The organism is Thiorhodococcus mannitoliphagus (assembly GCF_010915725.1).
Classification (GTDB): Bacteria; Pseudomonadota; Gammaproteobacteria; order Chromatiales; family Chromatiaceae; genus Thiorhodococcus; species Thiorhodococcus mannitoliphagus.
In genome coordinates this window covers 24117-46283 of the sequence record NZ_JAAIJR010000016.1, presented here as the reverse complement: position 1 = coordinate 46283, position 22167 = coordinate 24117, and the positions used below count along the sequence as shown (strand labels likewise).

Below are 22167 nucleotides of genomic sequence, written 5' to 3'. Positions count from 1 at the left end.
CTCAAGTCGCAGCGGTTTCTACCGAGGGTGCTGGAGCGGCTGGGGCTGGCTTCGGAGCCGCCTTGAGACCTTTGACGAGCTTATCGATGCTGTTCTTGAGCGCGATCATGAGGCCCAGGCCGATAAAGGCACCTGGAGGCAGGATGGCGATCAGCGCGCCCTGATAGTCTTCTCCCAGGCTGATCGTCAGCCCCTTGGCGGCCTCGCCGAGCAGCAGATCGGCCTGGTAGAAGATCGTCCCTTGGGCAACGAATTCGCGCAGCGCACCCAGCGTGGTTAGCACCAGCGTGGCACCAAGGCCAACGGCGAGTCCGTCCACCAGGGCGCGGTCGACGCGGTTCTTGGAGGCAAAGGCCTCAGCTCGGCCGATGATCATGCAGTTCACGACGATAAGCGAGATGAAGAGGCCGAGCACGAGATACATCTCGTAGAAATAGGCCTGCATGATCAGCTCGACCAAGGTCACGAAGGAGGCGATGACCAGGACGAACACGGGGATGCGGATCTCGGGACGCACCAGATTCCGCACCAGTGAGACGGTGCCGTTCGAGCAGGCAATGACCGCCGTGGTGGCCAACCCCATGCCGAGCCCGTTCGTTGCCGACGTGGTCGTCGCCAACAAGGGGCAGAGGCCGAGCAGGGCGACCAGCATCTGATTGTTGCTCCAGATGCCCTCTCCCACGATGCTCCTGTAGCTTGGCGGCGCGGACATCAGGTGCGCTCCTGCGCTTGCGCCGGCGCGGCCGGCTTCGCCTTGAAGAGTGCCTCGCCCTCTTGATCGACATAGATGAGGGCGTTCTTTACCGCGTTGACGATGGACCTTGGCGTGATGGTTGCGCCCGTAAACTGGTCGAACTCGCCGCCGTCGCGCTTGACGCCCCATTTCTCGAGCGGCGGGTTGTGCAAAGACTTTCCGTTGAACTCCAGCACCCAAGCAGACTTGGTCTCCTCGATCTTGTCGCCAAGCCCAGGCGTTTCATGGTGCGAGATGACGCGGACGCCGCCGATGGTGCCGTCGTGCATCACGGAGACCAGGAGCTTGATGGGGCCGGCGTAGCCGTCCGGGACGACGGGCTCGAGCACGACGGCGACTGGGTCTTCGCCCTTGCGTGCTCGATAGACCTGGGTGGTCTCGGCACCCAGATAGTCACGCGCGCTGACCTGGACACTGTCTTGGAGCGGATCATTGTCGATGCGCTGTGCCGGCAGGATGGTGTCGAGCTTGCGCTTCATGGCCTGGTACTGGTTGTCGGCGATGCGACCGTCGACGGCCTTGTGCGTCAGTGCGACCAGGGTGACGCCAGTCACGGCGAAGGCCCCGAGCACGAATCCGGCGAGCAAGATGGATTTGGTTTTCATCCGCGTTCTCCGCCATGTCCAAATACGCGTGGCTGGGTGTAGTAATCGATCGTCGGCGCGGCGATGTTCATCAGCAGCACCGCAAAGGCGACCGCGTCTGGGTAGCCGCCCCAGCTGCGGATGACGTAGACGGCCACGCCGATCAAGGCGCCGAAGATCACCTGTCCGCGTTTGGTCGTGCAGGCGGTGACCGGATCCGTAGCGATGAAGAAGGCACCCAAGATGGCCGCGCCGCTAAAGAGATGGAAGGCCGGGAAGGGATGCGTCTGCGGATCGAGCACCCAGAAGATCCCCGCGCAGACCAGGAGCCCCGTCAGCATGGAGACCGGGATGTGCCAGGTGATGACGCGCCGCCACAGAAGATAGAGTCCGCCGAGCAGGAACCAGTTCCCGACCCATTCCCAACCGCGACCGCCGAAGCTGCCCCAGAGCGGACTTTGGCGGATCTCCGCGATGGTCATGTCGAGATCCAGTTTGCCGCGCATCTCGTCCAGCGGCGTGGCCGAGGAGACCCCGTCCCAGTCGAGGCCGGGCGGCAGGACGCCGGTGAGGATGGCCCGCAGCGACTCCATGAAGGAAAAGCTGTGCTCGGCCAGCATGCTGGGTGCGAGCCAGGTGGTCATGGCCACGGGGTAGGAGATCAAGAGGAAGACATAGGCGGCCATCGCCGGATTGAAGGGGTTGTAACCCATGCCGCCGTAGAGTTGTTTGACGAGGACGATCGCGAAGAGGATCCCCAGCAGGGTGAGCCACCAGGGCAGGGTTGGTGGCACCGCGATGGCGAAGAGCACGGCCGTGACCACGGCGCTCAGGTCGCCAACCGCGACCAAGGGGGGGCGGCCGCGGAGCACCATGACCGCCGCCTCCGCAGTGACGGCAAAGGTCACGGCCAGCACGACGTTGATGAGCACGCCCCAGCCGAAGAACCAGGTCATGGCGGCGATGCCGGGCACCAAGGCCAGCAGCACCTGAAGCATGATCTGGTCGACCCGGTTGATACGCGGGACGTGGGGCGAGGAAACGATGGTGCTCTTCATAGGCGGATGCTGTGAACGGGCAAATGAGGGCGTTGCGGCTCGCGGCTGGGTGACCTGTCCTGGGGATGCGCCCTTGGCGCATGGTCGGCCCGCCTAGGTTGCTTGGGTTTGCGTTGCGGCCTTCTTGGCGGCGGCGCGCTGTCTGGCCGCCTCAATGGCGGCCTTCTTGGTATCTGCACCTTCGGCGCCGTCTGGTTGCTTCGCCGCCAAGGCGGCCTTCTGCTTGCGCAGTCGCGCCTGGCGCTCTTTCTCCTGCCGCTCGAGCCGCGCTTGCCTGGCCGCGTGCCGGGTGCGGGCAAGCTCAGATTTCTTGCGCTCCTGCTCGCGGGCCCAGATCTCCGTCTTGGCGTAGCGGTAATACTGGACAAGGGGGATATGGCTGGGACAGACCTGGGCGCAGCAGCCGCATTCGATGCAGTCGAAGAGGTTGTAGTCTTGGATGCGATCGAGGTCTTTGGATCGGGCGTACCAATACATCTGCTGCGGCAGTAGTTTGGCGGGACAGGCCTCGGCGCAGCGGCCGCAGCGAATGCAGGCCAGGGCCGGTTCCGGGTCCGGGCTCTCCACGGCCGTTAGCGCCAGTAAACAGTTGGTCGATTTGGTCACCGGCACGCTGGGCTGCTTGAGTTCGAATCCCATCATGGGACCGCCGCAGACGAGCTTGCGTGGGGCTTCTTGGTAGCCGTCGCAGTGGGCGATGAGATCCTCGGCCCTGGTGCCGATCGGGACCTCGAGGTTGCGTGGATGTTTGATTGCTCGCCCGGTGACCGTGATGACGCGTGAGATCAGCGGCTTGCCCTCCAGCACCGCGTCCGCCACCGCCGCGGCGGAACCGACGTTCTGACAGACGATGCCGACTTGGGCCGGAATGCCCTTGGTGGGCACCTCCTTGCCGGTCAGGATGCGGATCAACTGTTTCTCGCCGCCACTCGGATAGAGCGTCGGGATGGAGACGACCTCGGTGTAGCTTCCCATATCCGTGTCGGCGAGCGCGAGGCGCATCGCCGCGATGGCCTCGGGCTTGTTGTCTTCGATGCCGATCAGCACCTCGGCGACACCGAGGAGATGGTGCATGATGCGCACGCCTTCGAGGATATGTGCGGCACGCTCGCGCATCAGTCGGTCGTCGCAGGTGATGTAAGGCTCGCACTCGGCCCCATTGATGACGAGCGTTTGGATGGTGCGCTCAATGCCGGGAGAGAGCTTGACGGCCGTGGGGAAGGCCGCGCCGCCCATGCCGACCACGCCAGCCCAACGGATGCGCTCGCGGATCAGGGCGGGATCGAGCTGGGGGTAGTCCGGCAGCGGCGGCGGAAGCTCGCTCCAGGCGTCTTTTCCGTCGGGCTCGATGATGGCGCAAACCGCGGAGAGGCCCGAGGGATGGGCGACGGGATGCGACTCGATCGCCACCACAGTCCCCGAGCTGGAGGCGTGCACCGGCGCACTGATGAAGCCGCTCGGCTCGGCGATCGTCTGTCCCTTGAGGACGCCGTCGCCGACCTTGATCAAGGGGCGAGCCGGCGCGCCGATGTGCTGCTGCAGCGGAATGACCAGGCGCTTGGGTAAGGGCATGGTCGCGATGGCGCAGGCGTTTGACAGCGCCTTCTCATCGGGCACATGAATGCCGCCGTGGAACTTCCACAGACGTCGCTTACCGGATAACAGATGAACGATGGACAAGGGCGAGGCTCCGATTAGGCGGCTTCGGCCATGGCGTCAGTGCCCTTCGGCTGCGCGCTCGGGTAGGGCCATCGCCAACGCCCGATCTCCTCGGGGATAGGCACCATGCTGATGCACTGAACCGGACAGGGCGGCAGGCACAGCTCGCAGCCGGTGCACTCCGCCGCCAGGACGCCATGGAGCTGCTTGGCCGCGCCGATGATGGCGTCCACTGGACAGCTTTGCAGGCAAAGCGTGCAGCCGATGCAAGCCTTCGGGTCGATTTGCGCTACTGCCGGTTCTTTCTCTTCGGCGTCGAGGCTGACCGGCTCGCGCCCGAGCAGGTCGGCCAAGGCCAGCACCGTCGCCTCGCCTCCCGGGGTGCACTTGTTGATGTCGTCCTCGCCCCGGGCGATGGCTTCGGCGTAGGGGCGGCAGCCCGGATGCCCGCACTGCCCGCACTGCGTCTGCGGCAGAATCTTGTCGATCTGATCGGCGATGGGGTTACCCTCGACCCTGAAGCGGATCGCCGAGTAGCCGAGCAAGATTCCGAAAAGGGCGGCGAGCCCGGCGATGGCGAAGATGGCGGCAAGCATGGCGGGGCGGTCTCAGCTTGCGACCAGGCCGGCGAAGCCCATGAAGGCCAGCGACATCAGGCCAGCCGTGATGAGCGCGATCGCACTTCCCTGGAAGGGCTCGGGCACGTCCGCCACGGCGACGCGCTCGCGAATCGCCGCGAAGAGCGCGAGCACCAGCGAAAACCCGATCGCGGCCCCGAAGCCGTATAAGGCCGATTCCAGCAAGGTGTGCTGTGCCTGCTGATTGAGCAGGGCGACACCGAGCACGGCGCAGTTGGTCGTGATCAAGGGTAGAAAGATGCCCAGTAGCTGGTACAGCATCGGACTCGTCTTGCGCATGACGGTCTCGGTGAACTGCACCACGGCGGCGATCACCAGGATGAAGGAAATGGTCCGCAGATAGCCGATGTCCAGGGGCTCGAGCACGTATTCATTGACAGTCCAGGAGATCACCGACGAGAGCGTCATCACGAAGGTCGTCGCCAAGCCCATGCCCGTGGCGGTCTCGAGCTTCTTGGAGACGCCCATGAAGGGGCAGAGTCCAAGGAACTTGACCAGCACAAAGTTGTTGACCAGTACCGTGCCGACCAGGATGAGGGCGTATTCAGTCATGCGATCGAGGAATCAGAGAGCAGGGACTAAAGGTGCGTGCGTGAAAACGCCGCGCGAGCGCAAGGCGCCGAAGCATACGACGCACGGCTGAGGGCTACAACCGAAACACCGTAAGGTTATTCGAGGTATTCCGCTTGCGGCCCTCCCGATCGGAGCGACCGCGTCGGCGCCCAAGGGCTGGATTGGACGCTATTTCACCTTCATCCCTGGCTCTGCTCCAGAGTCCGGGCTCAGGATGAACAGCTCCTTTCCGCCTGGGCCAGCCGCCAGCACCATGCCTTCGGAGATGCCGAAACGCATCTTTCGCGGGGCAAGGTTGGCGACCATGACTGTCATGCGCCCGACCAGCGACTCGGGCTCGTAAGCCGAGCGAATCCCAGCGAAGACGTTGCGGGTCTCGCCGCCGAGGTCCAGCGTCAGCTGAAGCAGCTTGTCGGCTCCCTCGACGTACTTTGCGTCGCGGATGAGGGCGACGCGCAGGTCGGTCTTCGCAAAGGTCTCGAAGTCGACTGTCTCGCCGATCGGGTCGCGCTCCAGGTGAGGGTTGGATGTCTCGGTGCTGGATGGTGCCGCCGCCGATGCGCTGAGGTCTTCCTTGGATGCTTCCAGCATCGCCTGGATCTGCTTGGGATCGACGCGCGTCATCAGTGGCTTGAAGGGCGCGATCTCATGGTCGAGCAATGCTGTGCTCAGCGCCTCCCAAGACAGGGGCTCCACACGCAGGAAGGTCTCGGCATCCGCCGCAGTGCCCGGCAAGATCGGCCTGAGGTAGCCGATGAGGATGCGGAAGAGGTTGATGCCCATGGAGCAGACATCCTGGAGTTCTGCATCCCGGCCATCCTGCTTGGCGATGACCCAGGGTGCTTTTTCATCAATGTACTGATTGGCGCGATCGGCGAGCGCCATGATCTCCCGCACGGCGCGGCCAAACTCTCTGCGCTCATAGGCGTCTGCGATGGGATCGCCTGCCTCGACGAAGGCACTCAAGAGCGCAGGCTCCGACAGGGAGGCCGACAGCCGCCCGCCGAAGCGCTTGCCGATGAAGCCGGCGCAGCGGCTGGCAATGTTGACGACCTTGCCGACCAGGTCGGCATTCACCCGCGCCGTGAAATCCTCCAGGTTGAGGTCGATGTCGTCGACGCCGGGGCCGAGCTTGGCGGCGAAGTAGTAGCGGAGATACTCCGGATTGAGATGGTCCAGGTAGGTGCGCGCCTTGATGAAGGTGCCGCGCGATTTCGACATCTTCTGACCATCCACGGTGAGAAAGCCGTGCGCAAAAATGGCCTTGGGCGTGCGGAAGTCCGCCCCGTGCAGCATGGCCGGGAAGAACAGCGCGTGGAAGTAGATGATGTCCTTGCCGATGAAGTGATAGAGCTCCGCATCGGAGTCCTTGCCCCAAAAGTCGTCGAAGGCGAGCCCCTCGGTGCGGTCGCACAGATGCTTGAAGCTCGCCATGTAGCCGATGGGGGCATCGAGCCAGACATAGAAGAACTTACCGGGGTGATCCGGGATCTCGAACCCGAAGTAGGGCGCATCGCGTGAGATGTCCCACTCCTGCAGGCCGGCGTCGAACCACTCGTCGAGCTTGTTGGCGACCTCCTTTTGGAGTCCGCCGCCGCGCGTCCACTGCTTGAGCATCTCCTCGAAGTCACTAAGACGGAAAAAGTAGTGGTCCGACTCGCGCTGCTCGGGCACCGCACCGGAGACCGCTGAACGCGGATTCTTCAGCTCGGCCGGCGAGTAGCTGGCACCACAAGCCTCGCAGTTGTCGCCATACTGATCTGCCGCACCGCACTTGGGGCATTCGCCCTTGATGAAGCGATCCGGCAGGAACATCTGCTCGACCGGATCATAGGCCTGGGTGATCATCCGCTTCGAGATGTGTCCCTTGTCGCGGTTGCGGCTGTAGATCAGCTCTGAAAAGTACCGGTTCTCCTCGGAATGCGTGGAGTGGTAGTTGTCGAAACCGACGCGAAAGGCCGCAAAGTCCGCCTGATGCTCCTCCGCAACGCGCGCGATCAACTCCTCCGGAGAGATCCCTTCCTGGCGCGCCCGCAGCATGATCGGCGTCCCGTGCGCATCATCAGCGCATACGTACCAGCAATTCTGCCCCCGCATCTTCTGAAACCGCGCCCAGATGTCTGTCTGGATGTACTCGACGAGGTGACCGATGTGGATGGGGCCGTTGGCGTAGGGGAGGGCGCTGGTGATGAGAATGTTGCGAGCTTGCGTCATTGGATTGTCTATCCAGGGCGGAAAAATCTTCGAAGTATCTCATGAGAGCAAAACTGTGGGCTATCGCTGACCCAAGAAAGCTCACCACCTATCGGTTTTATGTAGCCAGGGCTTCCAGCCCTGGCAAACCAGGCCAGGATGGCCTGGCTACGCAGGCTTGGAGCGGCTGTTCCGGTTGATTTCGGGAAACCGATAGGTGTTGAGCCCAGGAAATGGCCCTTATTAGCGGCGAGTTCAAAGCCTTGTTTGGGCGTGGCTTTGCGGTTTTCTGTCCTTCGTGTATCACGCAAAATGCTGATTTAGAAGAAGTCACTGCTCAATGCGCTTTGCCGGGGTCGATGATCGTTTCGGCCAGTCGTCTTCCGTAGGGTGGACAAGCGCAGCGCAGTCCACCAACGCCGACGCGGGATTCGGTGGACTTCGCTCTCGCTCGTCCACCCTACCGGCTGCACAATGCGCCTTGCCAGACATCAGGCTGGACCCTGGAGTCAGCCCAAGCGTCGGATCTAGGGTGAATGCCTCTGTGACTTTGGTGCGAAGTGCTGCACGGGGCTTCAGTCGTGACGAAGGATCCGGGCTGTGAAGGTCACAAAAAGTGCACGCAACCAATTCCGCGCTTCCGCAGCCAGGAAGGCGTCAATCTCTGGCATTCGCCGCCCGCGCATCAAGCACTGGTTTCGCTGAGTTGGCAGTCGGCGGGCGGGGTCTTTTTCGGCCATCGGGTCTAGGGGTTCGGCGAAAGCGCCTGGGGAATAGCAAGAGAAGTGCCGTACAATCGTGACATTCAAGGATTCCCCGAGAGAGGCACCCGATGGCAAAACCCAATTACGCGTTCGAGAAGCGCCAGCGAGATCTGGCAAAAAAGGCTAAGAAAGAGGAAAAGCGCCAGCGCAAGGTAGGCTCGCGGGAAAATCCAGAAGCGAAGGACAGTCCAGAACCAACTGTGCCACCGCCGGCCGATACAGACACCCCTTCCTGAACCCGGCCGCGATCGGCGGTAGGGGCTTGGGCTCAAGAGATCTTGCCTCGGTCTAGCGCCGTCGACTGCTCGGCCGACTCCCGGCATGAACCTTTCCGGCCCCCGGCGACCCTTGATGAGGCCCGCCGGATGCGGGATCGGGACGCTGGGGTGACCGCTATCGACTGCGCCGTTTCGGCAGGTGTAGCCTCAAAGAAGCGTCAACCGAAAAGGGCGTTGATCATGGCATCGCCCACTCGGTTGAATGGGCATCGCGCCTCCGTCAGGCAGTGCGAGGTGGGAGCGGCGCCCCGCCGCGATCGGGCGGCCGCTCCCACGGCGGTCAGGCGTGTTCGCCGGGGCGCCTCACCGGCTCCTTCATGGTCACCAGCTCCTCTGCGCTGCAGGGGTGGATGGCGACGGTGGCATCCAAATCGGCCTTGGTCGCGCCCATCTTCAGGGCGACGGCGAAGCCTTGGAGCATCTCGTCGACACCGTCGCCAATGAGGTGAATGCCGACGACGCGCTCCTCTGGGCCGGTGCAGACGAGCTTCATCGCCGTCTTGGGGCCGTGCGCGTTGAGCGCATAGCGCATCGGGGTGAAGCTGGTCTCGTAGACGGTCAGGGTGTCGCCGTAGCGCTCGCGGGCCTCTGGCTCCGTCAGTCCGACCTTGCCGACGGGCGGGTGGGCGAAGACGACGGTCGGGATGTCGGCATAGTCCAGCTTCGACTCCGGCTTGTCGTTGAAGAGGCGCTCGGCCAGCCGGCGTCCGGCGGCGATGGCGACCGGCGTCAGCGGGTCGCGTCCGGTGATGTCGCCGAGTGCGTAGACCCCCTCGACATTGGTGCGCTGATAGGCGTCCGTTGGGATGATGCCGTTGCCCTGCACCTCGACGCCCGCCGCCTCGAGATTGAGATCACGGGTGTTCGGTGCGCGCCCCACGGCCCAGATGACTTGATCGAATCCGCTCAGGCGTTGTCCATCGCTGGCGGCCATGGTGAGCCCGGACGACTCGCGCTCCAGGCTGGCGACCTCGAACTCCAAGTGTACCTGGATGCCCGCAGCCTCCATGTTCTCCCTGAGCGTGTCGCTGACCAAGGGGTCGAATTGCCACAGCACGCGGTCTTCAAGGGCGACGGTGGTGACCTCGGTTCCGAAGGATCTCAGGACGCCCGCCAGCTCCACGCCGATGTAGCCCCCGCCGATGATGGCGACGCGCTTGGGCTGTTTTTCCAGCGCGAAGAAGCCGTCCGAAGTGATGCCTAGCTCGTGGCCGGGCATGCGGGGCACGATAGGGCGGCCGCCGGTAGCGATCACGATATGAGCGGCGCTGTAGTGCTGATCCCCGACGGCGATGGTCTGTGCGTCTACGAAACGGGCGAAGCCGTCGATGCGGGTGATGCCGAGCCGGTCGGCATAGCCGTCCCAGTAGGTGTTGATATTGGCGACATAGCGGTTGCGGCCCGCGACCAGCTTCTCCCAGTCGAGCCCTTCGGAGCTGGCGCGCACGCCGAAATCCGGTGCGTCCGTGATCGCGTCCGCGAGGTGGGCGGCATACCACATGACCTTCTTCGGCACGCAGCCGGCGTTGACGCAGGTTCCGCCCAGCTTGGCGCCCTCGACGATGGCGACGCGTTGGCCGAACTGGGCCGCCTTCTCGGCCACGGCCAGGCCGCCGCTGCCGCCACCGATGGCAATCAAGTCGAAATGCTGACTCATGTTGCTCAACCTCTCAATTGTTCCGAATCGCAGGTGAATCCGCTGCTATCCCCGGCGGATCATGCTCGCGCGGGCGGTCTCGACCCTAGGGTATTCCAGCCTCGGCTCGCATGCCTCAAGCGAAAGCGCCCTCCGCCCTGGATCAGGGGGAGGGCGCCAATTTCAAAGATCGACGGATCGATCGGCGATTAACGCGCGGCCAGCCAGGCCTCGACCGCCTCGGATCCACCGATGAGATCGCCATTGACGAAGACCTGGGGGACGGAGTTCGCATTGGTCATGGCGCGCAGCCCCTGCTCCGTATAGTCCTTGTTGAGGACAAGCTCCTCGAAGTCGATGCCGGCGTTGCTCAGTGCTTCTTTCGCCTTGGCGCAGAAGGGACAACCATCGCGGCTCATGACAGCGACGTCCATCGGCTTCGGCGCTTGCGGCGCGATGTAGGCGAGCATGGTATCCGCGTCGGAGACCTCATAGGGGTCGCCTTCGACGTCGGGCTCGATGAACATCTTCTCGACCACGCCGTCTTTCACCAGCATGGAGTAGCGCCAAGAGCGCTTGCCGAATCCGAGCGCGTCCTTATCGACCAGCATGCCCATGCCAGCGGTGAAGTCACCGTTGCCGTCTGGGATGAAGGTGACGTTGTCCGCGTCTTGCGACTGCTTCCACTCGTTCATGACGAAGGTGTCGTTGACGGAGACACAGACGACCTCATCGACACCATGCTCCTTGAACAGGGGCGTGAGCTGGTTGTAGCGCGGCACGTGCGAGGAAGAACAGGTCGGTGTGAAGGCGCCCGGCAGCGAGAAGACGACGACGGTCTTGCCGGCGAAGATCTCATCTGTGGTGACATCGACCCACTCGTGCCCCTTGCGGGTGTGGAAGGTGACCTTGGGAACACGGCTTCCAGTGCGATCTTCAAACATATTCAAACTCCTTAAGCTGAAGGTTGTGGTTGATTGTTGTGGTGCGACGATGGTGTTTGGTGTCTTGGCTTGCCGCTCGTTGCGTCTTGCTTGGGACTAAGATTAGGGCGGGATAGCTCATCTGTGAAATGGATTGTTAATATCACGGTGATAGCTGTCAACGATCGTTTCTCGCTGCGCTAATCTGCCACGCCAGGTGTGGCCTTTGTGCGGCGAATCAAGCTTGGCTGAAGCGGCAGACGATTCCGTCAAGGGCGGAGATCCGATCGGGCAGGGCGCGAGCGCCGATACGCGGGGCTCAGTTGAAGCTGTGGCGCTCGCGCTTCTATATTAGCGACTATTGATTTAGGTCAACGTCATTTGCCGACTTCCAGCCTAACTTCTGTCTGCGGTCGCTGCTCCGAGTGAGCGTGACAGCATCTTGCGGAGCGGTCTTCCATGATCCGAACTCGAGATCAGTTGAGCTGCATAAAGTTCAGTTGAGCTGCAAAGAACGCGAAGCCTACGAAGGGTCTCAATCTTGATCTTCCGGCACCAGGGCTCACCCGCACTGAGTATGAAAGAGTCCGCGCGGACCCCGCCTTTGTTGTTCTTAGTCTCCATTGTGCCTTGCGGTTCCAGCTGCCGGACTTCGGGTGATGACTGCAACGGACCTGCGGTGGCGGTCGGCGCCCTGAGCGCGTCGATCTCGCGGAAGCATCGGAAGATGGGTGCTCCGATTTGGAGCGGACGCCGAGCCTGAACTCGTGGTGTTCGCATCGCCTTGAGACAGTCTAAAGCGAGGAACGAGAAAATGACGATGAAGCCGCTTTTACTGGCCGCTACCATTGCCGGTGTCTCGACGCTTGGCGCCATGCCTGCCAACGCCTTCTGGGGCTGGGGACCCTTCGACTGGTTCAGTCCTTGGGGTGGCGGACCCTGGGGTGGTGGACCTTGGGGTGGTGGACCTTGGGGCGGGCCTTGGTCCGGCTATGGTCCCTACGGCGGCTATGGCGTGCCTTACTACGGCTGGGGTGGCCCGGTCTATGGCTATCCTGGGCTCGCCTATCCGGGCTATGGCTATCCCGCGTATGGCTATCCCGCGTATGGCTACCCAGCCGTGACGACGCCGCAAAGCGCGACCTCCTCAAAGTAGGTCCAGGACGCGCGGATCCACCGCGTTGTGCTGCTCGGGGCAAGGATGCCCCGCCATCCTCGATGTCCCAAACCCATCTTTGAGTCCTGCTCAGCGTCTTGACCCGGCTTGACGCTCGGAGGCGGAGACCAGGCGGCCTCGTCCTGCCGTTTGATCGCCGGCGTTGGCTCTCTGTCGCTCTGCCCGCAAGGCTTTGCCTGCCGCGCATGCATGGGCTCGCGCTCGAACGCGCGGGTATTTCACCGCTGCTCCCGCAACTTGCTATCATCTCCCGTCTGATTTGCGGCCTCTCGTAGCCAGGCGAAGGCGAGCCGTTGCTTGCCAACTAGGAGCCTGTCCGACTTGGGGGGATCGAAGCGAGGAAGTGCGAGAGCGAGGCCATTTCGTTCCGGTTTTGAGGCGCATAGTGGTTCTATGTAACGAAAAAGCGGGGCGAAAGGGACCCTTCTCCCGATTCCGCAGCCGATTCATCCTAAGTCGGACAGGCTCCTAGAATCCTTGAGGGCGCAAAATGCTTGCAGATGAGTCAAATTTCGATGAAGCGTCCGACCATCCAAGGCCGATGGCATGACTCGTCGGTCTGAGGCGAAGCCTCGCTAGAGACTTGGAGACAGGATATGCGTTTGTTGGTGGGTGACATCGGTGGAACCAAGACAGCACTGGGTGTCGCGGACACGGACGGTGAACACGTCGATCTCTCCGGGCTCAGGCGCTACCCCAGCGCTTCCTTCGCGACCTTTGATCAGATCGTCCAGCACTATCTGAACGAAACCGGGTTCAGCTGCCGTTTCGCCGCCTTCGCGGTGGCTGGTCCCGTACAGGACCGGCGCTCCGAGACCACGAATCTTCCTTGGGCCTTGGATGCGGATGCCCTGGAGCACAGCTTTGACTTTGCTGGGGTGGAACTGCTCAACGATCTCGAGGCCGTCGCCTGGGGAATTGCGGTGCTCGAGAAGCAGGACCTGGCCGAGATACACCCTGGCGATGCCTTGAATCAGGGGAATGCCTGCGTGGTCGCCGCTGGTACCGGGCTCGGTCAGGCCGGGCTGTTTTGGGACGGCTTCTATCACCATGCCTTCGCGACCGAGGGCGGGCACTCGGACTTCGCGCCGGTCGACGATCTGGAGTTCGCCCTGCTGACACACCTGAAGCGGCGCTATGGTCGCGTTAGCTGGGAGCGCCTGGTTTCCGGTCCTGGCATCGCAAACATCTATGAGTTTCTGCTGCTGCGTCACGGGGCTAGCCAGCCAGCCTGGATTCGCAAGGCGATCGAGGAGGGTGGGGATACGGCGGCCGCTGTGGCTCAGGCCGCGGTCGATGGGCGCTGCTCGCTCTGCGCCGAGGCCATGGATCTCTTCATGCGATTCTACGGGCGGGAAGCGGGCAATGTGGCGCTCAAGCACATGGCGCTCGGCGGTGTCTATCTGGGTGGCGGGATCGCACTCAAGAATCTCGCGCTGTTGCGCAAGGGGAGTTTCCTCGAAGGCTTTTTCGATAAGGGTCGCATGGGCTCGCTTATGCGTCGCATGCCGGTCAGGGTGATTCTCCAGCCCCATACGCCGCTGTTCGGTGCGGCACGTTTCACAACGTCGCAGTAGCTGCTCGAAGAGACCCTGGCTTGCTCAAGTGACCTACTCCCTTCATCGGTCAAGGCGTGCTGGCATGCGCTATCCTGACCTCTCAGCTCTGCGCGCTTGCGAACGCGGGAGTCGGACGGGCTTCGCCGCTGTCCAGGGCGCTCATGTCGGTCGCGGCTTGGTTGGCCCCAAGTTAGACTGGAGCGACGGTATGACCTCAGCCAGGATGTCAGCGTGACATATGGATCCTTCGTTGGTGAACAGGCCAATAACAAACCCGTCCCCTCAGGTTCGGACCTCGCCCGCAGTCATCGGACCGGATGGCAGCTCCTGCTTTTTATCGGCGCGGCCCTGGTCGCTTCCCCAGCCCTGGCGCTCAAGCTCGATGTCCGCGTGCAGGGCCTTCAGGGCGCGCAGGAGGCCAACGTCCTGGCGCTCCTGGATATCTACCGAGAGCGCGATGACGCAGCCTTGACGCCGTCGCGTGTCTTGGCATTGCATCGCGTCGCGCCTGATGAGATCCGCGACGCCCTGGCGCCCTTCGGGCTTTACAGGGTTGAGGTCAAGGACGATCTTCAGGAGCCTCCAGGCGAAGAAGGCACCTGGACCGCGACCTATCGCGTCACGCCTGGTGAGCCGGTCAAGGTGGCAAGCGTCGATTATCAGGTGACGGGCGAAGGCGCGGAAGATCCGACGTTTCCCAAGACCTTCCCCATGAAGGTCGGGGACGTGCTGCTGCACTCGAGCTACGAAAAGGCCAAGTCCGACATCCGTTATGCCGCCTCTTCCGAAGGCTTTCTGGACTACGAGCTGACCCGGCATCAGGTGTTGATCGACCCCGTGGCCTATGATGCGCACATCGTCTTCCACATCGAGACAGGCCCGCAGTACCGTATCGGCAAGGTGACTTTCCAGCAGGATCTGCTCGACGAGGACTTCTTGCAGGGCTATGTGAAGGTCAAGTCCGGTGACGTCTATGATCCCGACCGACTCATGGCACTGCAGGGCCGGCTGCTGGGAAGCGAGTATTACAAGGATGTCGAGATCATTCCCGACAAGGACGCGGCCGGGCCGGACCATGAGGTGCCGATCGAGGTCATCGCCAAGCGCAACATGGCGAACCAGTATCGCATTGGTCTCGGCTATGCGACGAACGTCGGCCCGCGTCTGACGCTGGACTATCGGCGGCGCTACCTGAATCGCTGGGGCCACAAGCTGCGCTCCGAGCTGAGTCTGGCGCCAGCGCTCTCCTCGCTGGAGATTGACTATCGCATTCCGATCCGGGATCCAACGCGCGAGTACATCATCATCAAGCCGACTTCCTCGAGATACGACACGACGACCCGCAAAGGCTGGGTCAATGCGTTGCAGGCGGCGCACTCCACGGTCACGCCGGGTGGCTGGCGCCGCAACATCGGTATCGACTACCTCTACGACGACCTCGAGACCAGCGCGGATTCGCTCGGCGCGACCAACGAGCTCGTCCCGAACATCTCCTGGTCCAAGACGGTCGCCGATGACCCCATCAACACCAACAATGGATACCGACTCAAGTACAGCCTCCTGGGCACAGTCCAGGGGCTTGTTTCCGAGGTGTCCTACCTGAGCGGTCAGGTCCAATTCAAATGGGTCAAGCGACTCAGCGAGAACTATCGCTTCATCACCCGAACCGATCTTGGCGCGACCTGGGCAGAGAGTGTCGACGACCTGCCCGCGAGTCGTCGCTTCTACACCGGCGGCGATAACTCCATTCGCGGTTGGGGCTTCGATGTCCTGGGCCCCAACGAACCGGTGACCGATGACACGGTTGGCGGCCGTTATCTCGCGGTCGGCAGCCTGGAGCTGGAGCGGCGCATCAAGGGGCCCTGGAGCGCCGCAGTCTTCACGGATTTCGGCAACGCCTTCGATCCAGAGTATGAGCAGAAATTCGAGCAGAGCGTTGGTGTCGGTCTGCGCTGGGCCTCGCCCATTGGTCCGGTGCGTATCGATGTGGCCTTCGCGCTCACCAAGGACGATGGCGACTATGAGGGGCTTCCACCGGCCAGGCTACATGTCGTGATTGGACCGGATCTATGAGCGAAACCACTGAGTCCCCTACCGAGGAGCGACCGGATTCACCGTCAGAGGCCGAAGCCAGCCCGCGGCCGAAGAAAGCGCTTGGCTGGCGCCTCCTGCGCTGGCTGGGTGTGACCATCCTGGCGCTATTGATCTTGGTGTTTGGCGTGCTCTTCTACTTTCTCGGCACCGAGCAGGGGCTGCGCACCGCCCTTTCGCTGGCCGATCGGGCGGCGCCTGGTCTGATGAAGATCCAGGTCGCCGAGGGTCGCGTTCTCGGCCGGCTGCACTTGGAGGGTTTCGAGCTGCATCTGCCGACGACGCAGGTCGCTGTCGGTGGTTTCGATCTCGACTGGTCGCCCGCAGCCCTCTTTCGGGGCGTGGTCGCCGTGGAGCAGCTCGCGGCACGGGATATCGAGGTGACGCTGGGGCCTGCTGCGCAAAAGGATGAGGAGCCCTTCGTCTTGCCCAACATCGCCATCCCCATTCGATTCGACCTTCAGCAGGCGTCGGTCGATCGGCTGCGGATCTTCCAGCAAGGCGCAGAGGCGCCCATGTTCGTCCTGGAGCACGCTGGTTTGAGCGCGGCCTTGGAAGGCAGCGAACTCCAGCTTTCCGCCTTGGAGGTCTTGCTGGAGCAGCCGCAGCTTGCCGCGAATGCGCAGGGCCAGGCGCGGCTGAGCGACGACTATCCGCTCGGGTTGGACCTACAGTGGACCTTCGATTTGCCGCCAGACGCCCGTCTCAAGGGCGAGGGGCAGCTGGGCGGCGATCTCAAGCGACTGACCCTGACGCACCAGGTGCGCGGCTCGGCGGACGTGGATGTCGACGCCGAGGTCACGAACGTTCTCGAACGGCCGGCCTGGACGGGGTCGGTCAAGGTCCTCAAGGTCGTTCTGCCCGACTTCAAGCCGGATCTCCCCGCCGTGGAGACCAGCGCCGAACTCAAGACCAGCGGCAGCCTGGACGCAGCGACCCTGTCTGGAACGCTGGACGCGCGCGCCCCGGATCTCCCGGATTTCGGTCATCTCGCCCTCGTCCTCGACCTGTTATGGCAGGAGCAGCGCCTCAGCATCCGCAAGCTGGAGATGACCGAGCAGGTTTCGCAGGCCGCACTCGATGCACAGGGTGAGCTGGATCTGAATCCCACGCCAGGCCGGTTCGCCTTCCAGGGTGAGTGGAAGCGGCTGCGCTGGCCGTTGAGCGGAGATGTCCTGGCCGAGTCTGCCGAGGGCAAGGTCGACGCCTCTGGCACCTTTGAGGACTTTGCTTATTCGCTCGATGCCTTGGCTGCCGGCCCGAGCTTTCCGAGCGCCAAGATCGCCGTGGAAGGGCAGGGCACGGCGCAGAGCACCAAGCTCGAGCAGCTCAAGATCGACACGCTGGAAGGCGTCGTCGAGGGCGCGGGGAGTCTGGCTTGGGCGCCCGAGCTGAAGTGGGACTTCCAGCTGCGCGGCAACGACCTCAACCCCGGCAGCTTTGTCGCGGGGCTGGATGATCGGGTCGCGCTCAATCTACAAACAGCGGGCAGCCTAGAGCAATTCGACTACGACCTGATCACCACGACCTCGGGTCCCGGTCTGCCTCCGGCCAGTCTGACCTTGGTCGGCGACGGCGACCTCAAGCAAACGCGCGTCGAGACCCTGCGCCTGGATATCCTCGAGGGGCGTATCCAAGGCCAGGCCAAGGTTGATCTGGATCCGCAGATCGGCTGGGACGCTGAACTCAGCATCGCGGGCGTCAATCCCGGCAGTTATGCGCCTGAATGGCCCGGACGCATCGACGGGAAGGTCAGGACCCAAGGTCTGCTCCAGGAGGGCGGTCCGAGCCTCGTTGCCGTCATCGAGCAGATCCAGGGAAGGCTGCGGGGCTATCCGATCGGTGCCAAGGGCAAGATTTCTATCGAAGGCAAGACGACGCGCATCGAGGGCCTAGCGGCCGAATCCGGTCCGAGCAAGCTCCGGGTCGACGGCACCGTCGCCGATGCCTTGGACCTCGACTTCGCCCTGATCTCACCGGATCTCGCGAGCGTCTTGCCGCAGGCCACGGGGAGCATCGACGTTCAGGGTAAGGTGCGCGGCGCGCTGGATGCCCCGGATGTCGAGCTGGACTTGAGCCTTGAGGGTGTGGCCCTGGCCGGGAATGGGATCGCTAGTCTGACGGGAGACGCGGAAGTTGGGCTGGGCACGGACGGACGCTTCGCCGTGCGGCTCGAGGGTAAGGATTTGAGTGCGGGCGGCCTGCAATGGGACAGTGTCGCGATCCGCGGCGATGGTGCGCTGCCCGATCACCAGCTTTCCGTCGCCCTGAACGGCGAGCAACTCTCCGCCAAGCTCGCGCTCTCAGGGGGGCTCAAGGACGGCGGTGCCTACAATGGTCAGCTCACGACCCTGGATCTGAGCACGCCCGAGTTCGGCGCCTGGGCGCTGCAGCGTGCCATGCCGATCAGCTTTGAGCCGCCCAAGATTGCAGCGGGGCCGCTGTGCCTGCGGCATGCCGGCGGCTCGGGCGGTTGTCTTGACTTCACGCAGCCGCAATCCGGGCAATGGACCGCGGGCGTGGATCTGGACAAGCTGGATTTTGCGCTGCTCGAAGGGCTCTTGCCGGAGAAGCTTACGGCGGATGGCTTGGCGCGTGTGAAGGGCCGCTTTACGGCCAAGGGGCCAACGCTGACCGGGACTGCTGTCGCCGAGATCCCCGCAGGCGTGGTGAGCGTCGACATCGGCAAGGGCAAGCGCCAGAAACTGGACTTCTCGACCACGCGGCTCAGCGTCGATGCTGGTGGGAGCGGATTGTCCGCCAAGCTGGGTCTGCCGCTCAAAGAGATCGGCGAGGTGAACGGCGCGCTGAGCCTGCCGGGCTGGCGTCTCGATGATCCGGCTCGTCCGGGGCAGTCCTTGCGCGGAGGACTGATGGCCAAGGTCCAGAACCTCTCGCTCATCGCCGATATGGCCCCTGAGCTGAACGGACTGAGCGGCGGGATCGATGCCGATCTGACATTGGGCGGAACCCTCGCCCAGCCGGGCGTGAAGGGGCTCGCCGAGATCAAGGGCATTGGTTTCGAGGTTCCCTTGATTGGCCTGCGGGTGAAAGACCTCAGCCTGACCGCGCGGGCGCCGACCTTGGACCAGCTCAGCATCGAAGGCGGCGGCCTTATTGGCGGCGGACGTCTCAACATCACAGGCGCCGGAGGTTTGCGAGGGAGTGACTATACGGCCGAGATCAAGATCCAGGGCGATAAACTCAAGGTGGCCGACACCAAGGAATACTTCGCCCTGATCTCGCCGAAGATCGACATCCAAGCCGGGACCAAGGGGGCTGCGATTCGCGGCGAGGTGCGCATCCCGGAGGCGCGGATTCGGCCCCGCTCGGTCCCTGCCGGCACGGTCTCGCCCTCGCCCGACGTGACTTTGGAGGCGAAGGAGCCAGCGCCGCCTTACCCGCTCTCGATCGATCTCAGTGTCGTCATGGGAAATGAGGTCACCATCGACGCCTTCGGTGTGCGTGGCCGCTTGGCTGGTAATTTGACCATCTTGCAGGCGCCCGGCAAGGACATGCTCGGTGACGGCCAGCTGCAGATCCAAGAGGGTGAGTACCGTATCTCAGGTGGCTTCGGGCTTGCGGCCGAGCTGGGCGCGCCGCTCAAGATCACACAGGGTCGCTTGATCTATGCCAAGAGCCCCATCGACAATCCCGGCCTCTTGCTTCAGGCAGAGCGTGACGGCGGCGATACAACAGCCGGTGTGCGTGTCCTTGGGAGCATCCGCAACCCCAAGCTCGCCTTCTTCTCCGAAAGCGATCCTGGCATGACGCAGGCCGAGATCACCAAGTACCTCGTGACGGGGATCCCACCATCAGGGAACGATCAGGCGGACAGGGCTGGCTTGTCCATGGGGACCTATGTCGCACCCAAGATCTACATGGAGTACGAGAGCGGACTCGGCGACGAGGCCAACAAAGTCAAGCTGCGCTATGACCTCTCGCGTAACATCGAGCTACAGACGGAGACAGGTGACAGCCAGGGTGCGGACATCTACTTCAAGTTCGAAAACTGATCCCGCGCTGCTGCATCCGAGGCATTGGCCGAGCTGGCTCGGCATCGGCGTCATCTTCGCCCTTGGTCGCTTGCCCTTTCCCCTGATCTGGGCGCTCGGCGGCGTTCTGGGGCGTCTGAGCTACCTCCTGGCCGGCTCGCGCCGCGTCGTCGCGCGGCGCAATCTCCAGTGCTGTCTCTCTCATCTCGGCGGCTGGGAGCGCGAGCGCATCATGATCGCGCACTTTGGCTGGCTCGGGGTTGCCGCCCTCGCGCAAGGTGTCGGCTGGGGGGCGTCGCGAGAGCGCTTGAGCCGGCTGGTGCGCATCCGCAACCGAGAGATCATCGACGCCTGCATCGCTGAAGGTCGGCCCATTATCGTCTTGGTGCCGCACTTCATCGGGCTCGAACTCGGCGGCGCGGCCTTCACCGCTCTGGTGCACTCCGGCATCTACATGTACCAGAAGATCCGCAATCCCGTCGTCGACCATCAAATTCGCCGTGCACGACAGCAATATGGCAGCCTGTCCGTCGAGCGCCAGGACGACCTGCGCGGGCTGATCCGCGAGATGAAGCAGGGCACGCCCTTCTTTTATCTGCCGGACCAGGATGGCGGGCGCCGCGGTATCTTCGTGCCCTTCTGCGGTGTGCCCACCTCGACGGTGCCCATGCTCGGGCGCTTTGCCTCCATGGCCGGTGCCGTCGTCATCCCGACCTTCGCGCGCTTTCTCCCTTGGGGGCGTGGCTTGGAGTTGATCTTCGATCCAGTGCTCGCCGACTTCCCGAGTGGGGATGCCGAGCGGGATACGGCCCGCATGAACGCGGTCATCGAAGCCCGCATCGCGAGCATGCCGGAGCAGTATTTCTGGGTGCATCGTCGCTTCAAGACCCGCCCGCCCGGAGAGCCGCCGATCTATCCGCCCAAGCGTCGGCGCCGAAAGCGGGCGAAGCCGGAGATGGGGGCGCAGGAAGGGGGACGGAGCGCCTAGGAGCCTCGCTCAATGGCGGATCCGCTACCATGTTGGCCGACAAACTGCGGGAGGCGCGTGTGCGTCGCGTCATCGAGCCCATGCTGGCCGGCACCGCCCTGGGCGAGGTGCCGATCGACGACCGCGACTACCTCATCGATCTGGGGCTGCTGCGTCGTGCCGATGGCGGCGGGCTCGTGGTGGCCAACCCTATCTACCGCGAGGTGTTGCCGCGCATGCTCGCCAGTGCCCCTCAGGACTCATTGCCGCGGATCAGTCCGAGCTGGCTCACGCCCACGGGAGACCTCGACCCCGAGGCCCTGCTCCACGCCTTCCTCGCCTTCTGGCGTCGGCATGGCGAGCCGCTGCTCGGCAGCACCTCCTATCACGAGATTGCACCGCACCTGGTGCTCATGGCCTTCCTGCAGCGGGTGGTCAACGGCGAGGGCACGCTCGAGCGCGAGTACGCCATCGGCTCCGGGCGCATGGACCTCTGCCTGCGCTACCGCAGGGTGACCCTGGGGATCGAACTCAAGGTCTGGCGTCCGAGCGCAAGCGATCCGCTACGGGAGGGGCTGGAGCAACTCGACGTCTACCTCGCCGGCCTGGGTCTGGAGCAGGGCTGGCTGGTGATCTTCGATCGCCGCCCGGATCTGGCGCCGCTGGCCGAGCGCTTGGCGAGCGGCGAGGCGATGAGTCCTGGAGGGCGTCGAGTTCGGGTGGTGCGGGCCTGATGGTGCTTGGTCGATTGCGCTCCTTTGGCGTCGCTCATCGCATCGACCAGTCTCCTAGGGTCCTTGAGGGCGCAAAATGCTTGCAGATGAGTCAAATTTCGATGCAGCGTCCGACCATCCAAGGCCGTCGGGATCGGGATCGGGATCGAACCGACGATAGCGATCCCGATTCCGATAGCGATCCCGATGGTATGACTCGTCGGTCTGAGGCGAAGCCTCGCTAGTTTACGCGCTGCGCCCCGTCCGGCTTGGTGGCTGGCCGCGTTTTCTAGGAGCCTGTCCGACTTGGGGGGATCGAAGCGAGGAAGTGGGAGAGCGAGGCCATTTCGTTCCGGTTTTGAGGCGCATAGTGGTTCTATGTAACGAAAAAGCGGGGCGAAAGGGACCGTTCTCCCGATTCCGCAGCCGATTCATCCTAAGTCGGACAGGCTCCTAGGATGAAGCTCAAGCTAGGAAAGCGTCCATCAACAACTTCCACCCTTTCGCAAAGGGGGGCTAGGGGGGGATTTCGGGCGGCATCGCTCGCATCGGGAAACAATTGATGGACACTTGCTAGGATGAAGCGCAAGAGCCTTTGAGGAATG

At 63.3% G+C, this 22167-nt stretch carries 16 protein-coding genes; 7 read left to right on the top strand and 9 right to left on the bottom strand.

All coding sequences use genetic code 11. The features are described 5' to 3' along the window. Position 1: 1 nt before the first annotated feature. The 7 genes from G3480_RS05800 to metG all read right to left on the bottom strand — a co-directional run bounded on the left by G3480_RS05800 (position 2) and on the right by metG (position 7480). A complete protein-coding gene (locus G3480_RS05800) occupies positions 2 to 712 on the bottom strand; it encodes an electron transport complex subunit E (RefSeq protein WP_164652724.1) in 711 nt (236 codons plus the stop codon). Continuing rightward, positions 712 to 1359 (bottom strand): electron transport complex subunit RsxG, encoded by a 648-nt coding sequence (gene rsxG / locus G3480_RS05795; RefSeq protein ID WP_164652723.1) that lies wholly within the window; start codon positions 1357 to 1359, stop codon positions 712 to 714. Before rsxG ends, G3480_RS05800 begins: the two co-directional genes overlap by 1 nt. Next, positions 1356 to 2396, bottom strand: a complete 1041-nt coding sequence (gene rsxD / locus G3480_RS05790) for an electron transport complex subunit RsxD (protein WP_164652722.1) — start codon at positions 2394 to 2396, stop codon at positions 1356 to 1358. Before rsxD ends, rsxG begins: the two co-directional genes overlap by 4 nt. A 93-nt stretch (positions 2397 to 2489) precedes the next feature. Next, a complete protein-coding gene (rsxC, locus tag G3480_RS05785) occupies positions 2490 to 4076 on the bottom strand; it encodes an electron transport complex subunit RsxC (RefSeq protein ID WP_164652721.1) in 1587 nt (528 codons plus the stop codon). Between the two features lie 14 nt (positions 4077 to 4090). After that, positions 4091 to 4651 (bottom strand): electron transport complex subunit RsxB, encoded by a 561-nt coding sequence (gene rsxB, locus G3480_RS05780; RefSeq protein WP_164652720.1) that lies wholly within the window; start codon positions 4649 to 4651, stop codon positions 4091 to 4093. A 12-nt stretch (positions 4652 to 4663) separates the two neighbouring features. Next, entirely contained in the window at positions 4664 to 5245 is a 582-nt protein-coding gene (gene rsxA / locus G3480_RS05775; RefSeq protein ID WP_164652719.1) for an electron transport complex subunit RsxA, read from the bottom strand. A gap of 189 nt (positions 5246 to 5434) precedes the next feature. Further along, complete coding sequence (gene metG / locus G3480_RS05770) at positions 5435 to 7480, bottom strand: methionine--tRNA ligase (RefSeq protein ID WP_164652718.1); 2046 nt, start codon at positions 7478 to 7480, stop codon at positions 5435 to 5437. An 811-nt stretch (positions 7481 to 8291) separates the two neighbouring features. Here metG and G3480_RS27620 point away from each other — a divergent pair. Next, a complete protein-coding gene (locus G3480_RS27620) occupies positions 8292 to 8459 on the top strand; it encodes a hypothetical protein (protein WP_167752457.1) in 168 nt (55 codons plus the stop codon). 322 nt (positions 8460 to 8781) lie between these two features. Here the strand turns inward: G3480_RS27620 and gorA are convergent, their stop codons facing one another. Then, the gene (gene gorA / locus G3480_RS05765) at positions 8782 to 10158 is read right to left on the bottom strand and encodes a glutathione-disulfide reductase (protein ID WP_164652717.1); all 1377 of its coding nucleotides are present in this window, start codon (positions 10156 to 10158) and stop codon (positions 8782 to 8784) included. Between the two features lie 188 nt (positions 10159 to 10346). Further along, positions 10347 to 11081: a glutathione peroxidase gene (locus G3480_RS05760; protein ID WP_164652716.1), complete on the bottom strand. Its 735-nt coding sequence runs from the start codon at positions 11079 to 11081 to the stop codon at positions 10347 to 10349. A 799-nt stretch (positions 11082 to 11880) separates the two neighbouring features. Here G3480_RS05760 and G3480_RS05755 point away from each other — a divergent pair. The 6 genes from G3480_RS05755 to G3480_RS05730 all read left to right on the top strand — a co-directional run bounded on the left by G3480_RS05755 (position 11881) and on the right by G3480_RS05730 (position 21583). Next, positions 11881 to 12216 carry a sulfur globule protein CV3 gene (locus G3480_RS05755; protein WP_240905614.1) on the top strand — a complete coding sequence of 112 codons (336 nt, stop codon included), beginning with the start codon at positions 11881 to 11883 and terminating at the stop codon, positions 12214 to 12216. Between the two features lie 617 nt (positions 12217 to 12833). Continuing rightward, complete coding sequence (glk, locus tag G3480_RS05750; protein WP_164652714.1) at positions 12834 to 13814, top strand: glucokinase; 981 nt, start codon at positions 12834 to 12836, stop codon at positions 13812 to 13814. 309 nt (positions 13815 to 14123) lie between these two features. After that, entirely contained in the window at positions 14124 to 15869 is a 1746-nt protein-coding gene (locus tag G3480_RS05745) for an autotransporter assembly complex protein TamA (RefSeq protein WP_164652748.1), read from the top strand. After that, positions 15866 to 19903 carry a translocation/assembly module TamB domain-containing protein gene (locus G3480_RS05740; RefSeq protein WP_164652713.1) on the top strand — a complete coding sequence of 1346 codons (4038 nt, stop codon included), beginning with the start codon at positions 15866 to 15868 and terminating at the stop codon, positions 19901 to 19903. The genes G3480_RS05745 and G3480_RS05740 overlap by 4 nt, the downstream gene beginning before the upstream one ends. After that, positions 19872 to 20870: a lysophospholipid acyltransferase family protein gene (locus G3480_RS05735; RefSeq protein WP_338114069.1), complete on the top strand. Its 999-nt coding sequence runs from the start codon at positions 19872 to 19874 to the stop codon at positions 20868 to 20870. The genes G3480_RS05740 and G3480_RS05735 overlap by 32 nt, the downstream gene beginning before the upstream one ends. 29 nt (positions 20871 to 20899) lie before the next feature. Then, a complete protein-coding gene (locus tag G3480_RS05730; protein ID WP_240905612.1) occupies positions 20900 to 21583 on the top strand; it encodes a hypothetical protein in 684 nt (227 codons plus the stop codon). Positions 21584 to 22167 lie beyond the last annotated feature (584 nt).

Coding starts and splice junctions, on each gene's coding strand:
- metG (WP_164652718.1), bottom strand. CDS start 7,480: ATGACGCAAGCTCGCAACATTCTCATCACCAGCGCCCTCCCCTACGCC.
- rsxB (WP_164652720.1), bottom strand. CDS start 4,651: ATGCTTGCCGCCATCTTCGCCATCGCCGGGCTCGCCGCCCTTTTCGGA.
- gorA (WP_164652717.1), bottom strand. CDS start 10,158: ATGAGTCAGCATTTCGACTTGATTGCCATCGGTGGCGGCAGCGGCGGC.
- rsxD (WP_164652722.1), bottom strand. CDS start 2,396: ATGAAGAGCACCATCGTTTCCTCGCCCCACGTCCCGCGTATCAACCGG.
- G3480_RS27620 (WP_167752457.1), top strand. CDS start 8,292: ATGGCAAAACCCAATTACGCGTTCGAGAAGCGCCAGCGAGATCTGGCA.
- rsxA (WP_164652719.1), bottom strand. CDS start 5,245: ATGACTGAATACGCCCTCATCCTGGTCGGCACGGTACTGGTCAACAAC.
- glk (WP_164652714.1), top strand. CDS start 12,834: ATGCGTTTGTTGGTGGGTGACATCGGTGGAACCAAGACAGCACTGGGT.
- G3480_RS05800 (WP_164652724.1), bottom strand. CDS start 712: ATGTCCGCGCCGCCAAGCTACAGGAGCATCGTGGGAGAGGGCATCTGG.
- G3480_RS05760 (WP_164652716.1), bottom strand. CDS start 11,081: ATGTTTGAAGATCGCACTGGAAGCCGTGTTCCCAAGGTCACCTTCCAC.
- rsxG (WP_164652723.1), bottom strand. CDS start 1,359: ATGAAAACCAAATCCATCTTGCTCGCCGGATTCGTGCTCGGGGCCTTC.
- G3480_RS05755 (WP_240905614.1), top strand. CDS start 11,881: ATGAAGCCGCTTTTACTGGCCGCTACCATTGCCGGTGTCTCGACGCTT.
- G3480_RS05740 (WP_164652713.1), top strand. CDS start 15,866: ATGAGCGAAACCACTGAGTCCCCTACCGAGGAGCGACCGGATTCACCG.
- G3480_RS05730 (WP_240905612.1), top strand. CDS start 20,900: ATGTTGGCCGACAAACTGCGGGAGGCGCGTGTGCGTCGCGTCATCGAG.